Raw genomic sequence first — 13,812 nt, 5'->3', positions numbered from 1 at the left:
TGCGCGCTCTGGCCGAACAGTTGCCTCCCATCGCAGAAGCAACCTTGTTACGGTGGTGCCCGGCCCGATCGCTGGCGGATCCCCCGTCGCCAGCGATCGGGCCCTTCGCAACCCTGAAAGGCGGTGAGCCGTGAGCCGGCGCATCTGCATCGTCACGGCCGTGCACGGCCCTTCGGCCCGCTTCCTCCCCGAGGCGTACGCGTCGCTGTGCGCACAGGAGTTGCCGGACGGCTGGGACTGGCACTGGCTGGTCCAGGAGGACGGCGAGAGCGACGCGGTCGCGCCGCACGTGCCCGCCGACGAGCGGGTGACGTTCCGGCAGGGGCGGCCCGGCGGCCCCGGGGTCGCGCGCATGATGGCCCTGGCGCACGCCGACGGCCCGTACGTGAAGGTCCTGGACGCCGACGACCAGCTGCCCCCGGGCACGCTCGCCCGCGACCTGGCGGCGCTGGAGGCCGACCCCGGCATCGGCTGGGCGACGTCGCGCGCGCTCGACCTGCTGCCCGACGGCAGGACGGTCGGATTTCCCGGCGACCCGGACCCCGGCCCGATCGAGCGCGGCGCCGTGACCGACCACTGGGCCGCGCACGACTACCGGGCCCAGGTCCACCCGGCGACGCTGTGCGTACGCCGAGACCTGCTGCTCGCGGTGGGCGGCTGGATGGCGCTGCCCGCCTCGGAGGACACGGGCCTGCTGCTCGCCCTCAACTCCGTCTCCCGCGGCTGGTTCTCGCCCGAGGTCGGCCTCCTCTACCGCAAATGGGACGGGCAGGCGACGGGCCAGCCGGCGCATGGGGACGCCGTGGAGCGGGAGGCGCGGATGGCGGTGGTGGCGGCCAGGGCGCGGGTGCTTGAGGGGTTGGGGTGGCGGTATCCGCTGTCCCGGACAAGATCCTGACCAGCAGGGACGCCCTCCGCGCTGTCCGGGACACACCGAAACCATGGCCACTCCCCTCCCTTCCTTGCCACGGTTGCGGCTCATCGACCGGGGCCTCTCGGTCGGGCCGCGGCAATGTGTGAGGAGAAGTCATGGGTCTGCGTTCCACGCTGGGTGTCGGGCTCGGGGGAGCCGCGCTGGCTCTCGGCACGGTGGTCGCCGTATCGACCAGCGCCCAGGCCGCCACCTGGACGGCCACGAAGCCCACCAAGTACGCCGACATCCGGTCGTGCTACCGCGCCACGTGCGGGTCCACGGGCGTCATCTTCCCGGGCATGAAGGTCTGGTGGTCGCACTACGCGTACAACAGCGCGGGCAACAAGTGGTACTACGTCAAGAACGACAACGGGAACAAGGGCTGGGTCTACTGCAAGAACGTCAGCGCGGGCTGCTGAGTTCTTCCCTGTCGACGCGCGAGAAGACCAGCTCCGTCTCCCCCTCGACCGGCTGCCGCAGGCGGACGGGGGAGGCGGGGCGGCGCAGGGCCCGCGGGTAGTGGGCCGCCGCGTAGTCCGTGGGCAGTCGATAGGCATGGAACCCGGCCTTGCGCATCGTCTCCATCAACTCCTCGACGGAGTCTCCGAGTTGGGCCATGCGGTCCGGTGTGACCTCGACGGCCAGCTCCGCGTCCGGGCGGAGCCGGTCGAGCAAGGGGGCGAGTCCGCGGACGACGGCGCCCTCCGCGCCCTCCACGTCTATCTTGATCACGCGGGCCCTGGACACCTCGTCCGGCTCCAGGAGCTCCGTCAGCGGCAGCGCCTCGGTCTCGAAGCGGGATTCCGCCGGACCCTCGTACGGGACGATCGAGTTGGCGCCCATGTTGTGCGAGCTGGCCAGGACGAAGGTCAGGGTCTTCCTGGTGTCCGACACCGCCGCGTTGAGCGCCCTGATGTTGGCGCAATCGTTCAGGGCGGCGTGCTGAACGAGCCTGCTGTGGAAGGCGGGTGAGGCTTCGACGGCCACCACTCTTCCCGTACGGCCGACCAGACGGGACCCGAGCACCGCGAACACGCCGATGTTGGCGCCGACGTCCACCATGACGTCGCCGGGGCGCAGGCGGGCGCGGAGCCAGTGGGTCATGTGGGGCTCCCAGGCCCCGAAGAGGTAGAGGTAGCGCTGGATCAAGTCCTGGGTGTCGACGGCGAACCGGGCGCCGGATCCGACGTCGACCACGCGTCGGCGCGGGTGGTCGCGGAGCCGGGGGTTGAGCAGGCGGGCGGCCAGCGCCCCCTTGAGGAGCGAGCCGGGGGCTCGGCGGACGTAGGCGCGGCCGAGCGTGACGGCGGTCTCCGTAAGGGGGTTGCTGCTCATCCGGTCGCCTCTCCCTGCGGTCCCTGCGGCCCCTGCGGCCCCTGCGGCCCCTGTGGATCAAGGGGTCACGACGAACGATAACGCTGAGGGCGCGGCCGCCCTCAGCGCCGTCCTCGGCAAGCGAACCCAGTAGCGCTCAGCAGGGCTCAGCAGGGCTCAGGAGAACTCAGTAGGGCAGCTTCCCCGCGCTGTCCCGGTCGAAGGGCAGGTCCAGCATGCGGATCGCGTTGCCGCGCAGCAGCTTGTACTGGACGTCGTACGGCAGGTGGCCGACGTGATCCGCCGCCACCTTCTTCGTGTGCGGCCACGTCGAGTCGACGTGCGGGTAGTCGGTCTCGAAGGTCGCGTTGTTCACGCCGACCGTCTCGATCGCCTCCACGCCGTGCTTGTCGCGGAAGAAGCAGCAGAAGATCTGCCGGTAGTAGTAGGTCGACGGCGGCTCGGGGATCAGGTCCTTCACCCCGCCCCACGCCCGGTGCTCCTCCCACACGTCGTCCGCGCGCTCCAGGGCGTACGGGATCCAGCCCATCTGGCCCTCGCTGTAGGCGAGTTTGAGCCGCGGGAACTTCACCAGGACGCCGGAGAAGAGGAAGTCCATCATCGACGCCATGGCGTTGTTGAAGCTCAGCGACGCCTGGACGGCCGGGGGTGCGTCGGGCGACGCCGCCGGCATCTGCGAGGACGAGCCGATGTGCATGTTGACGACGGTCCCCGTCTCCTCGCAGGCCGCGAAGAACGGGTCCCAGTAGCCGGAGTGGATGGACGGGAGCCCGAGGTACGTCGGGATCTCGGAGAAGGTGACCGCGCGCACGCCCCGGGCCGCGTTCCGCCTGATCTCGGCGACGGCCAGGTCGACGTCCCACAGCGGGATCAGGCACAGCGGGATGAGCCGGCCGCCGCTGTCGCCGCACCACTCCTCCACCATCCAGTCGTTGTACGCCCGGACGCAGGCGAGGCCCACCTCCTTGTCCTTGGCCTCCGCGAAGGTCTGGCCGCAGAAGCGCGGGAAGGTCGGGAAGCAGAGCGACGCCTCGACATGGTTGATGTCCATGTCCGCCAGGCGCGCCTTCGGGTCCCAGCAGCCGCGCCGCATCTGCTCGCGGGTGATGCCGTCGAGCGTCATCTCGTCGCGGGAGAAGCCGACGGCCGCGATGATGCGCTTGTACGGGAAGATGTCGCCCTCGTACTCCCACCAGTCGGTGATCTGGCCGTCCGGGTCCGTCGTGAACTTGTACTTGCCGCCGATGTACTCCAGTTCGCCGATACCGGCCGTGAAGGGCTTCGGCCCACGGTCCCGGTACTTGCTCGGGAGCCACCTCTCGAAGAGGTGCGCGGGCTCGATCACGTGGTCGTCCACGCTGATGACCCGGGGGAGCTCCTTGGTGCCGACGTCGTTCTTGACCACTGCTTTGCCCCCTACTGCCTGCCGGTTTCGGCATCTCGAATCTGACGATCCATCAGATTGAGGTTATGGGCGAACCTGCGGGACGGCAAGGCCCCGCACCCTCTTGCGCGATCGGCCGACATCCGCTGAACTGACGCACCGTCAGTTTGGCCTGGGGAAGGACGCGCGCGATGGAGACGATCTGGCTCAGCGGAGCCGAGTGGCTGGCCGTGCTGCGGATCGGGCTCGGCCTGTGGTGGCTGGAGAGCTGGCGCCACAAGGACAAGAAGACGTGGTTCACCGGAGGAGGGGTCGACTGGGCGGTGGGCATCGCCGAGAAGCACCGCTGGCAGTTCGTGCGGGCGGGCTTCGACGTGACCGTGAAGCCCCGGCCCCAGGTGATGGCGTACATCGTCGCGTACGCGGAGCTGGCGCTCGGTCTCGGCCTGATCGTCGGCTTCCTCACGCCGATCGCCCTCGTCGGCGGGCTGCTGCTCAATCTGATCTACCTGGTCCTGATGATCCATGACTGGGCCGAGCAGGGGCAGAACCTGATGATGGCGCTGATCTCGGTGGTCGCGCTGTTCGCGATGGGGTGGCAGGTGTGGTCGGTGGATGCGGGGCTGGGGCTTTTCGGGGCGTGAGGCTCCTCTCCCTCTCCCTGTAACGCCCGCGAGTGCAATCTGTGTGGGCCTCTGGCCTGTTGGGGGCCGGCGTGCGACTCTGCCCGACGCTCGAACCCTGCCCACATCTGGCAGTTACGGAGATGGATGGATATGAGCGAACACGACGCCGACACCGACACCGACACCGCCATCGACGCCGCGCAGGCTGGTCAGGCTGAGCGGGCCGAGCGGGCCGAGCGGGACGGTCACGCCGTGCGGGCCAAGAGCGCCGCGACCCGGGCCGCGGCCACTCACCACTACATCCAGCAGGGCGGCGAGGCGGCCGAAGAGGTCGCCTGGAAGGCCGCGCACGCCGCTCGCGTGGCCGCGCAGGCCGTCGCGGTGCTCTCGGAGAGTGAGCCGGACCCGGCCGCGGATTCGCGGTGCGCCCGGAACGCGGCGGCGTCGGCGGCGCAGGCTGCGCAGATGGGTAAGGCGCATGATGGTGCCGGGGGTGCCGGGGGTGCCGGGGGTGCCGGGGGTGCTGGTTCAGCGGGCGAGGCGGGTGAGGTACGCGAGGTCAGCGAGGTGAGCGAGCTCGCTGCGGCCGCGTGCGCTGCCGCGCTGAAGGCGTCCGTGGCCGCTGCGGCGGCGGCCGGTGCGGGGGCCAAGGGGGAGAACGAGGAGCTGAACGCGGCGGCGGACGCGGCGGAGGCCGAGGCGGTCGCGGCGGCGGAGGCGGCGGGGTGGATGCGGGCCGGTCAGGCGACTCCGGAGGTGGAGACCGGGACGCGGAGCCCTGAGTTGATGTCGATGCTGCATCTGTGAACTGGCGCGTGGCTCTTGCTGGTTGGGCGGAACTGCTGGTTGGGCGGAGCTGCTGGTTGGACGGGTCTGCTGGTCAGACGGCTCTGCCGGTCAGGCGGCTCCGACTGCCGGGCGACTCCGCCTTGTTGGACGGCTCCGACTGACGGGGCGTCCGGCCTGTTCGTCGATGGCTCAGTCGATGGCTCAGCCGATGGCTCACAGGAGTGCCGCTCGCAGTGCCGCCTCCATTTCGAACCTGGCCTGGGGATCGGCGAGTTGACCGCCGAAGAGGTGCTGCAGTCGGTGGAGGCGCTGGCGTGCCGTCTGGGGGTGGATGGAGAGGCGGGCGGCCAGTTCCGGGGCGGTGCCGTGAGGGCTCTGGAGGTGGGCGAGGAGGGTGCGGCTGAGGCGGTCGCGCTGTTTGGGGGTGAGTGTGTCGAGGGGCGCCAGGCGGCGCGCGGCCATCAGGCGTACGAGGGCCGGGTCGGCCAGGAGCAGGAGGTCGGTGAGGCGGTCGCCGGGACCGGCGGGACCGGCGGGACCGGCGGGACCGACGGATCCAGCGGGGTCGGCGGGCCCGGAGTGCGAGGGCTGCCGGGGGTGCGCGTGGAGGGTGCGGGCCCAGCGGAGGGAGTCGGCGGCCTGGGCGAGCGGGACGGTGGGGCCGACGGTGCCCGCGCGGTCGTGGAGGAGTCGCTGGACCCGGGGGTCGGCGAGGTGCCGCTCGGGGTCGGGGACGAGGAGGTAGGGGGCGGGGCCGTCCAGGTCCGCGAGGACGGGGGCGGGGAGGCGTCGGGCCCGGCCCGTCAGGCGGGTGGGGGCGCCGGGGTGTGTTGCGGGCGGTGGAGGTGGTGGAGGTGGTGGAGGGCCGCCGCTTCGGTGGGGGTGGTTCGTGGGGGCTGGAGGTGCGGGGGCTGGAGGTGCGGGGGGCAGGTCCTCGCGGGCCTGGCACGCGGGGTCCGCGGATGTGGGGTGCGGGGGCATCGGCGTTCGGGGCGCCAGGTCCCGGGATGCCTGGCCCGGTTGTGCGGGATCTGAAGCCGTCGTGGGGTGCGGGCTCGTGGGTGCTCCCGGCGCCAGGTCCTGGGGCGCCCGGCCCGGATGTGCGGGGCCTGAAGCCGTGGGGGGTGGGGGTGTTGGGTGGTGGGGGGTCAGGGCTATCGCTGCCACCTCCTGCGGGAGGGGCCAGTTTGCTTCTGCTGCCGCCTGGCGCAGGGACTCCGGGGGCGGGGGGTCCGGGGAGACCAGGAGGGTGAGCAGGCGGTGGCGACGGCGGCCCAGGCTGTCGGCCGCTTCCGCCTGGGCCTCCGCGTAGGCCGCGACCGACTCCGCCGCTATCTCGTCGATGTGCGTGAACGCCGCCTCGGCGAGCTGGGCCACGCCCTCCGTGCCCACCGACAGCCGGCGGGCCACCCGGACGTAACGGCGCCAGGCGACCCGGGCGCCCAGGCGGTAGGACGCCTGGAGGGCGTCCAGGCTGCGGCCCGCCAGGAGCTCGCCCCGGCCCAACGCCCGGTAGACGGAGAGGTGTTCGGCGTCCAGTTCGCGTACGCCGCCCTCGTCCACGCGATCGACGAACTCGGCCAGCGCCGTTTCGACGCCCCGCTGGATGTCGGCGCCGAATTTCCCGGACAGAGGCTGGGAGAATTCCGGGATCTGCCGCCGTATTTCGTGGATGACTTCCGCGGCCACCGTGCGGTTCTCTTTGCGCAGCTCAGCGCCGAGCTGTCGGGGCAGTTCCGTCCAGGAGCCGCCGGGGCCACCCTTTCCGCTCAGCCCGCCCGGTCCGCCCAGTCCGCCCAGTCCGCCTTTTCCGGCCTTCCCGCCTTTCGTGCTCATGTCGTCATCACGCTCACCACCCACCCCCTACGGGCCGTCCGCCCAGCAGAGTATGAGGTGAAGTTACCGGCGGGTCAAGATGCGTGACAGAGATTAACTACCGCTGCTAGTAGGGCAGTTACCTGCGACTTTGTGTGTCCTGCGAGGTGATGCGAGGGCGCGGGCGCTCATCTCGGTGACAGCTTCGGCGCCGCCCCGCCGTAAACCGTGGCAGCCCTCTGAGTGGCCGAGCGCCCGCCCCGTCACAGGTGTTGCCCGTCGCGTCACGCGCCTTCTACTTTGCCGCTCGTCAAGTCCTGCAATTCTCCTGGGATTCAAGGGAAAAGGGGCGGTACTGGAAATGAGACGCATACGAAGCAAAGGAATGGGCGCCCTTGCCGCGGCCGCCCTCGGAATATCCGGGCTCGTCGCCGTCGGCGTACCGACGGCGAACGCCGAGGGCACCCAAGGCGTCGAGTACAACTTCAGCAAGGGGTTCCTCAAGGGGTTCTTCAAGGCGAAGGACGCCCCCGCCGGGTCCAACGACTGGGCGTGCAGGCCGAGTTCGGCGCACCCGAACCCCGTCGTCCTGATCCACGGCACGCTGGAGAACATGAACGACAACTGGGGTGGGGCCTCGCCGCTCCTCGCCGGCAACGGATACTGCGTCTTCGCCTTCAACTACGGTGCCAGTGATGCCAGTTCGCCCGTTCAGGGCACCGGGCACATGAAGGACAGCGCCGCCGTGCTCGGGGACTTCGTCGACAAGGTGCGGGCCGCGACCGGCGCCGGTGAAGTCGACCTGGTCGGGCACTCGCAGGGCGGCGGGCCGCTGCCCCGCACCTATCTCAAGAACGACCCGAGCGCCGCCGGGAAGGTCGGCAGGCTCGTCGGCATCACCCCCTCCAACCACGGCACCACCCTCGACGGCATCACCGAACTCGGCCGCGCCCTGCACCTGTTGCAGCCCGCCAACGAGTTCCTCGACAAGACCTGGCCCGCCCTGTACGAGCAGGAGATCGGCTCGCCCTTCAACAAGGAGCTCGACGCGGGCGGCGACACCGTGCCCGGCGTGGACTACACGGTCATCGCCACGAAGTACGACGAGGTCGTGACGCCCTACTCGAACGGGTTCCTCAAGGCCGGTCCCGGGGCGACCGTCAAGAACATCCGGCTCCAGGACACCTGCCCGAAGGACCTCACCGACCACCTGGAGGCGCCCTACGACCCGATCACCCTCACCCACGTCCTCAACGCACTCGACCCCGCCCACCCGCGCGCGGTGAAGTGCCAGACCGTACTGCCGCTCACCGGGCCCACCGGGCCGGTCGAGTAGCCGAGCAGCCGAGTACCCGAGTCGCAGGGGCGCCGGAGCGCCGGAGCGCCGGGTAGGGCGGCTACTGGCGGACCTCGCTCGCCTCCACCGCCTCGCGGCCCTTCTTCAGCGACGCGAACAGGAACGTGAGGAGCGCGCCGCCCAGCGCCCACGCGGACAGGACCAGCAGCGGTCCGGTCATCGCGTTGCCGCTGAAGTACGCGATCGAGCGCGCCGCCCAGGTGCCCGCGCCCGGTGGCAGGGCGGGGCCGATGGCGCGCCAGAACGGGGGCAGCAGCGGGTACGGGTAGGCGCCGCCCGCGCTCGGGTTGCCCGCGACCACGATGACCAGGACGGTCAGGCCGATGCCGACGATGCCCGCCATGCCCTGGAAGGCGAACGTGGTGGCGCCGGCCGCGAAGACCACGAGGGTGCCCACCCCCCACAGGCCGCACACGCTGCCCGGCAGGGCGCCCAGGATCGGGCCGATCACGACCGCGCCGAGGAGGCCGAGCACCGCCGAGAACAGGGCCAGGGTCAGCAGCCGGATCGCGGCCCGCCGCACGTTGGCGGGCCGTGCTCCGTAGCTGATGGCGAGGATCGCGGCGCACAGGTAGCCGCCCACGCACCAGCCGACGACCAGGTAGAAGGAGGACAGGCCGCGCGAGTCGCCCTTGCCGATGGGGGCGACGTCCACGGTCTTCACCGTGCGCGGGGGCTGCTGCGCCTTCTCCACCAGGGCCACGACCTCTTCGAGGGCGTCGGCCACGGCCGCGCCGCCGCCGCTCGCGACGCGCAGCTCGTCGGTGGTGCCGCGCGGGTCGAAGAGCAGGGCGCCGTAGATCTTCCGGTCCTTGATCTGCTGCTCCGCCTCGGCCGGACTCGCGACGGCGCGCGGGTCGAGCGGGTGGCCCGGCAACTTGTCGAGCTCGCCGACGAGTTGGGCCTTCACCTGCTCGGGGGCGACGACGCCGAACGCGATGTCCTTCGGCTTGGGATGGTGGAACGCACCCGCGTACGAGGTGATGAACAGCACGCCCAGGGCGAGGACGCCGAGGACGAGCAGGGCGGAGCGGGCCGACACCGCGTCCTTGATCTCGCCGAGGAACGAGGTGGGCCGGTGGTCCGACTGCTGCTCATCGCTCATGGGATCAGGATCGGCGGGCCCGCCCGGGGGCGCTGGCTGGGATCGGCCAAACGAGGTCCCACGAGGCCATGGGAACCGCGGCGGTCACCCGGCCTGGGGCCGGGTGGGCGGCAGGCCGTCCAGGAAGCGCCTCGTCACCGCCGCGAACTCCGCCGTGTGCGAGAGGTAGAAGTCGTGGCCCGCGCCCTCGATGGCGGCGAACTCCGTGCCGGGGCGGCGGGCGGCCATCTCGGCGGTGTCCTCGGCCGACACGTACCGGCTGGTGGCGCCCCGTACGAAGAGGAACGGCTGGGCGCTGCCCGCCCAGTCGGCCCACCACTCCCCCGTGACGCCCCGCATCACCTCGGCCATGTCCTCCCGGCGCCACAGGAAGCCCCAGCCCCGCTCGTCCTCGACCGCGCTCTCGGTGAAGTGGTCGAGGAAGCCCACGGAGTTGGCGGCCTCGATCTGCGCGCGCAGCTCCGCGAAGGTGGGGAAGCGGTCCGGCACACCGGTCAGCCAGTCGGTGCCCACGACCCCGGGGGCGAGCGCCACGGGAGAGTCCGCGATCACCACGACCTCGACCAACTCGGGGCGGCGGGCGGCCAGTTGGTAGGCGTTGATGCCGCCGAGCGAGTGGCCGATCAGGACGGCCGGGGCCAGGCCGAGGTGCTCGATCGCCGCGGCCGTGTCGGCCAGGTACGCCTCGCGGGAGTAGTCGCCGGGGCGGTCGGAGTGGCCGTGGCCGCGCTGGTCCAGGGCGATCACCCGGTAGCCGGGGCCGAGGTGCCGGGCCAGGGCGTGGAAGGAGCGGCCCCTGCCGTACGCGCCGTGCAGCGCGAGGACGGGGCGGCCCGCGCCGCCGAAGTCGGTGTAGGCGAGGCGGACCCCGTCCGGGGTGCGGAACTCGCCCGTGGTCACTCCTGCGTACGCAGCCGTCGTTGCGGTCATGGCACAGCCCCCTTGTGGTGAGCCCGCGGGCGGTGAACCCGAAGGCGACGTGCGATGACTCTAACAGAGGTACCTCGATGAGAGGTATCGATATCGTGGGGCACCTTCGACGGATCAGACGACGCGTCGGGCGACACATCAGGGCTACACATCAGATGGGGAGGTCCCGTGCTCACGCTGAGCATCCTCGGTTTCCTGTACGAGGAGCCGCTGCACGCCTACGACCTGCGCTCCCGCCTCTCGGGCCTGAACGGGCACGTGCGGCCCGTCAGCGACGGCGCGCTCTACCCCGCCATCAGCCGGCTCCAGGCCAAGGGGCATCTGACCAAGCAGACCGAGCCCGGCGTCGGGGCCACCCCGCGGCAGATGCTGCACCTCACCGAGAGCGGCCGCGCCGAGCTGCTGCGCCGCCTCCGTGAGCCGAGCGACGTCGAGATCACCGACCGGCACTCGTTCTTCGTGCTGCTCAGCTTCCTGCGCTTCCTGCCCGAACCGGCCGAGCAGGCAAGGGTGTTGAGGCGTCGGCTGAACTTCATGAAGGAGCCCGCCAGCTTCTTCTACGACAAGGGGAAGCCGCTCAGCGCGGAGGAGATGCCCGACCGGTTCCGCGCCGGGATCCTGCTGCTCGCGCGCGCCACCAGCAAGGCCGACCTGGAGTGGCTGGAAACGACCGTCGCCGAACTCGACGCCGAGGCGGAAGCGAAGGCCAAGGGTTAGGCGCGCAGTAGTCGTACGCCCTTCGGCTGGCTCCTCGCTCCGTAGCGCAGCCCAACTTCGCGGAGGAATCCCCACCGGCCCGGTGCGGGAGGGCTCCCACAGGGGACCGTTGGCTCCATCTGAACCACTCCCCGGGGGGAGCACCAAGGGGAGCGCCATGGGGGGCGAACGCATCATGAACGAAACAGACGCTGCCGGGTCCTACGAGGAGCGCCTGGCCCGGGGCGAGGAAGTCGACCTACGGCCCGTGCACGGGCAGCGCGTGGACGCGCGCGACGGCGCCGGGTGGGACATGGCCCGCAAGGTCGAGGCCGATGTGCTGGCCCGGCTGCTCACCGTCCCGGTCGGTGCCGAGAGCGGCACGCACCGGACGCTGTGGCTCGCGGGCGCGCACATCAAAGGGACCCTCGACCTGGCGGCGGCCCATCTGACCCGGCCGCTGCACCTGGAGGACTGCTACTTCGCCGACGAGACGCCGCTGCTGCTCGACAACGCGCGCGCCATCACCGTCGAACTGCCCGGCTGCCACGTCCGCGGCCTGCAGGCCAGCGCGATGCACACACAGGGCGACCTCTGGCTCAACCACGGCTTCACCGCCACCGGAGAGGTCCGGCTGCGCGGCGCCCACATCCACGGCACCCTCGACTGCGACGGCGTGCGGCTCAGCCACGAGGGCGCCACGGCCCTCGACGCCAGCCGCCTCGTCGTCGACGGCAGCCTGTGGATCGGCTCCGCGGAGCTCACCGGCGAAGTGAAGCTGATCAACGCGTACGTCGGCGGGCAGGCCAACTTCTCCGGCTCCACCTTCGACAACCGCCTGGCCCCGCGCCCCGACGACCGGATCGCCGTCAACTGCTTCGGTCTCCTTGTGAAGGGCACGATGCTGTGCCGCGCCAAGGACGACCGGCCGTTTCGCACCTTCGGGGAGTTCCGGCTGCGCGGCGCCCACATCGGCGGCGAGCTGGACCTCGCGGGCGGCAGCGTCACCAACGAAGGGCGCCGGGCCCTCGACGCGTACAACATGGTGGTCGCCTCCACGATGCTGTGCAGCAAGGGGTTCACGGCGACCGGCGAGATGCGGCTGCGCGGCGCCCAGATCGGCGGTGAACTCGACTGCTCCGGCAGCACGTTCAAGAACGCGGGCCGGGACCTGAAGGCCATCGACGGCGAACGGCTCGTCGTCAAGGGCACGATGTACTGCTGCCAGGAGTTCACCGCCGAGGGCGAGGTCGACCTCGTGGGGGCGCGGATCGGTGAACTGCACTTCGAGAAGGCGTCGTTCGTCAACGGCGCCGCCTGCGACTCGGCGCTCAACCTCATGGACGCCACCGTCGCCCGGCGCGTGCTGTTCCAACCCCGGGCGCTGACCGGCACCGTCGACCTGCGCAGCGCCAAGGCCGGTTCCTGGTACGACTCCTCGGGCACCTGGTTCGAGACCGAGGGGCCGCGCGCGGGGCAGTGGCGCGGGTGCGTCCGCATCATGCTGAACGGCTTCACGTACACCGCGATCGAGGCCAAGCGCATGAACGTGGGGGCCCGGCTGCGCTGGATCGGGCAGGACGCGGAGGGGTATGTCCCGCAGCCCTACAAGCAGTTGGCCGGGTTCTACCAGCGTGAGGGGCAGGAGCAGGAAGCCCGCCGGATAAGGATCGACGCGCAGTGGCGGCGGCGCGACCATCCCCAGTCGGGGGCCAACCGCACCCCGAGGGTGCTGCGCACCGCGTGGGCCTGGCTGTTGTGGGTGACCGTCGGCTTCGGCTACCGGCCGTGGCGCATCCTCGTGCCCATCGGGCTGTTCTACTCGTCCGGGCTGTGGCTCTTCCACCACATCGGCCGCACCGGCTTCCGGACCACGCCCAAGTCGCTGGACCCGGACATTCACTTCAACTCCGCCGTCTACACCGCCGACCTGCTCATTCCCGGCGCCAACCTCGGAGTGCGCTCCCGCTTCGTCGCCGTGGGCACCACGGAGCTCTGGGCGACCGCGTACACCCTGGCCGGGTGGGCGCTCGCAGCGATGCTGATCGCGGGGCTCACCGGGGTCTTCAAGCGGCTTTGACCCACTCGTACCGTTCCGCTGCGTGGTCCGTGGTGTCACCATGCGGAGTCAGGCGTACGCGGGGCGCGGGGGCGGGAGGCCGATCGATGACGGGACAGGTGGCGGAGGTGTTCCTGCGGCGCCTCTCGCGCTGGCAGGCGGAGCAGCAGCGGGAGGCGGTTGCGGGGCTTTATGTAGAGGCTTACGGAGCCGGAGGCCAGGGAAGCGCGGGAAGCGTCGGGGGCTCCGGGCGGCGGGGGTTTCTGGAGCGCTTTGAACACCAGGTTCAGCAGCCGGAGTTCGACATGGTCGCCGCCGACGCGGCCGGGCTCGTCGGGTGCCTCTACGGGCACCGGGTGGAGCCGGACGGTGCGTGGTGGCGGGCGTTCAGTGGGCTCGTGCCCTCACGGGTCATGTGGCAACAGCCCGTTCCTGAAAGGGTGTTCGTGCTGCGCGAGCTCATGGTGGCGCCCACGCACCGGCGCCAGGGCATCGCCTCACGGCTGCGTGCGTTGCTGCTCGTACGGCACGCGGGGGATCTGGTGGTCGCCGAGCTGGAGAGCGGGAGCGGGAGCGGGGACGAGTTGGGGCGGGCTGTGCTGCGGGCCTGGGGGTGGGTGCCGCTCGGTGTCTTCGCGGATGGTGGGGACGGTGACGAGGGCGGGGGCGGGGGCGGTGAAGGGCTGCGGGAAGGGTGGATGCGGCCGCCGGGCGACTGAGTGAGCGTGCGGCCCGTGGGGCGGGGCGGGGACGCGGCGGTATGTCCGTCCTCGAAACGCCTCGGGCGCTGTGCGAGTACACGA

At 71.2% G+C, this 13,812-nt stretch carries 13 protein-coding genes; 8 read left to right on the top strand and 5 right to left on the bottom strand.

Annotated elements, in window-relative coordinates; translation table 11 throughout:
* The first annotated feature begins 130 nt into the window (after positions 1-130).
* Positions 131-898: a glycosyltransferase family 2 protein gene (locus ACQB60_RS29830; protein ID WP_496929207.1), complete on the top strand. Its 768-nt coding sequence runs from the start codon at positions 131-133 to the stop codon at positions 896-898.
* A gap of 131 nt (positions 899-1,029) precedes the next feature.
* Positions 1,030-1,332 (top strand): hypothetical protein, encoded by a 303-nt coding sequence (locus ACQB60_RS29825; protein WP_496929206.1) that lies wholly within the window; start codon positions 1,030-1,032, stop codon positions 1,330-1,332.
* Here the strand turns inward: ACQB60_RS29825 and ACQB60_RS29820 are convergent.
* Both ACQB60_RS29820 and ACQB60_RS29815 read right to left on the bottom strand, forming a co-directional pair.
* Positions 1,316-2,248 (bottom strand): FkbM family methyltransferase, encoded by a 933-nt coding sequence (locus ACQB60_RS29820; RefSeq protein ID WP_496929205.1) that lies wholly within the window; start codon positions 2,246-2,248, stop codon positions 1,316-1,318. The two genes, ACQB60_RS29825 and ACQB60_RS29820, sit on opposite strands and share 17 nt — an antisense overlap.
* A 166-nt stretch (positions 2,249-2,414) precedes the next feature.
* Positions 2,415-3,653, bottom strand: coding sequence for an amidohydrolase family protein (locus tag ACQB60_RS29815; protein ID WP_496929204.1), 1,239 nt, complete (start codon positions 3,651-3,653; stop codon positions 2,415-2,417).
* A gap of 170 nt (positions 3,654-3,823) precedes the next feature.
* Between ACQB60_RS29815 and ACQB60_RS29810 the strand changes: the two genes are divergently transcribed.
* Both ACQB60_RS29810 and ACQB60_RS29805 read left to right on the top strand, forming a co-directional pair.
* Complete coding sequence (locus tag ACQB60_RS29810; RefSeq protein ID WP_496929203.1) at positions 3,824-4,276, top strand: DoxX family membrane protein; 453 nt, start codon at positions 3,824-3,826, stop codon at positions 4,274-4,276.
* 132 nt (positions 4,277-4,408) lie between these two features.
* Positions 4,409-5,065, top strand: coding sequence for a hypothetical protein (locus tag ACQB60_RS29805; RefSeq protein ID WP_496929202.1), 657 nt, complete (start codon positions 4,409-4,411; stop codon positions 5,063-5,065).
* A gap of 195 nt (positions 5,066-5,260) precedes the next feature.
* On the opposite strand, the gene ACQB60_RS29800 is transcribed toward ACQB60_RS29805, so the two are convergent.
* Positions 5,261-6,883 (bottom strand): helix-turn-helix domain-containing protein, encoded by a 1,623-nt coding sequence (locus ACQB60_RS29800; protein WP_496929201.1) that lies wholly within the window; start codon positions 6,881-6,883, stop codon positions 5,261-5,263.
* Between the two features lie 340 nt (positions 6,884-7,223).
* Here ACQB60_RS29800 and ACQB60_RS29795 point away from each other — a divergent pair, with 340 nt between their 5' ends.
* Positions 7,224-8,198 (top strand): esterase/lipase family protein, encoded by a 975-nt coding sequence (locus tag ACQB60_RS29795; protein WP_496929200.1) that lies wholly within the window; start codon positions 7,224-7,226, stop codon positions 8,196-8,198.
* A gap of 61 nt (positions 8,199-8,259) precedes the next feature.
* Here the strand turns inward: ACQB60_RS29795 and ACQB60_RS29790 are convergent, their stop codons facing one another.
* Both ACQB60_RS29790 and ACQB60_RS29785 read right to left on the bottom strand, forming a co-directional pair.
* Complete coding sequence (locus tag ACQB60_RS29790) at positions 8,260-9,324, bottom strand: ABC transporter permease (protein ID WP_496929199.1); 1,065 nt, start codon at positions 9,322-9,324, stop codon at positions 8,260-8,262.
* Between the two features lie 84 nt (positions 9,325-9,408).
* The gene (locus ACQB60_RS29785) at positions 9,409-10,254 is read right to left on the bottom strand and encodes an alpha/beta fold hydrolase (protein ID WP_496929198.1); all 846 of its coding nucleotides are present in this window, start codon (positions 10,252-10,254) and stop codon (positions 9,409-9,411) included.
* 168 nt (positions 10,255-10,422) lie between these two features.
* Between ACQB60_RS29785 and ACQB60_RS29780 the strand changes: the two genes are divergently transcribed.
* The 3 genes from ACQB60_RS29780 to ACQB60_RS29770 all read left to right on the top strand — a co-directional run bounded on the left by ACQB60_RS29780 (position 10,423) and on the right by ACQB60_RS29770 (position 13,728).
* Positions 10,423-10,971 (top strand): PadR family transcriptional regulator, encoded by a 549-nt coding sequence (locus ACQB60_RS29780; RefSeq protein WP_496929197.1) that lies wholly within the window; start codon positions 10,423-10,425, stop codon positions 10,969-10,971.
* 175 nt (positions 10,972-11,146) lie between these two features.
* Complete coding sequence (locus ACQB60_RS29775; RefSeq protein ID WP_496929196.1) at positions 11,147-13,030, top strand: hypothetical protein; 1,884 nt, start codon at positions 11,147-11,149, stop codon at positions 13,028-13,030.
* An 86-nt stretch (positions 13,031-13,116) separates the two neighbouring features.
* Positions 13,117-13,728 carry a GNAT family N-acetyltransferase gene (locus ACQB60_RS29770; protein WP_496929195.1) on the top strand — a complete coding sequence of 204 codons (612 nt, stop codon included), beginning with the start codon at positions 13,117-13,119 and terminating at the stop codon, positions 13,726-13,728.
* The last annotated feature ends 84 nt before the right edge of the window (positions 13,729-13,812 follow it).

The organism is Streptomyces odontotermitis (assembly GCF_050510915.1).
In the GTDB taxonomy this organism is placed as follows: domain Bacteria; phylum Actinomycetota; class Actinomycetes; order Streptomycetales; family Streptomycetaceae; genus Streptomyces.
Note: the sequence above shows the minus strand (reverse complement) of the source record. Positions and strands in the feature narration are given on the sequence as shown.

Excerpts from the sequence above, each read along its gene's own strand:
- ACQB60_RS29800 (WP_496929201.1), bottom strand. The coding sequence starts at position 6,883 with ATGAGCACGAAAGGCGGGAAGGCCGGAAAAGGCGGACTGGGCGGACTG.
- ACQB60_RS29790 (WP_496929199.1), bottom strand. The coding sequence starts at position 9,324 with ATGAGCGATGAGCAGCAGTCGGACCACCGGCCCACCTCGTTCCTCGGC.
- ACQB60_RS29770 (WP_496929195.1), top strand. The coding sequence starts at position 13,117 with ATGACGGGACAGGTGGCGGAGGTGTTCCTGCGGCGCCTCTCGCGCTGG.
- ACQB60_RS29785 (WP_496929198.1), bottom strand. The coding sequence starts at position 10,254 with ATGACCGCAACGACGGCTGCGTACGCAGGAGTGACCACGGGCGAGTTC.
- ACQB60_RS29795 (WP_496929200.1), top strand. The coding sequence starts at position 7,224 with ATGAGACGCATACGAAGCAAAGGAATGGGCGCCCTTGCCGCGGCCGCC.
- ACQB60_RS29825 (WP_496929206.1), top strand. The coding sequence starts at position 1,030 with ATGGGTCTGCGTTCCACGCTGGGTGTCGGGCTCGGGGGAGCCGCGCTG.
- ACQB60_RS29775 (WP_496929196.1), top strand. The coding sequence starts at position 11,147 with ATGAACGAAACAGACGCTGCCGGGTCCTACGAGGAGCGCCTGGCCCGG.
- ACQB60_RS29810 (WP_496929203.1), top strand. The coding sequence starts at position 3,824 with ATGGAGACGATCTGGCTCAGCGGAGCCGAGTGGCTGGCCGTGCTGCGG.
- ACQB60_RS29820 (WP_496929205.1), bottom strand. The coding sequence starts at position 2,248 with ATGAGCAGCAACCCCCTTACGGAGACCGCCGTCACGCTCGGCCGCGCC.
- ACQB60_RS29805 (WP_496929202.1), top strand. The coding sequence starts at position 4,409 with ATGAGCGAACACGACGCCGACACCGACACCGACACCGCCATCGACGCC.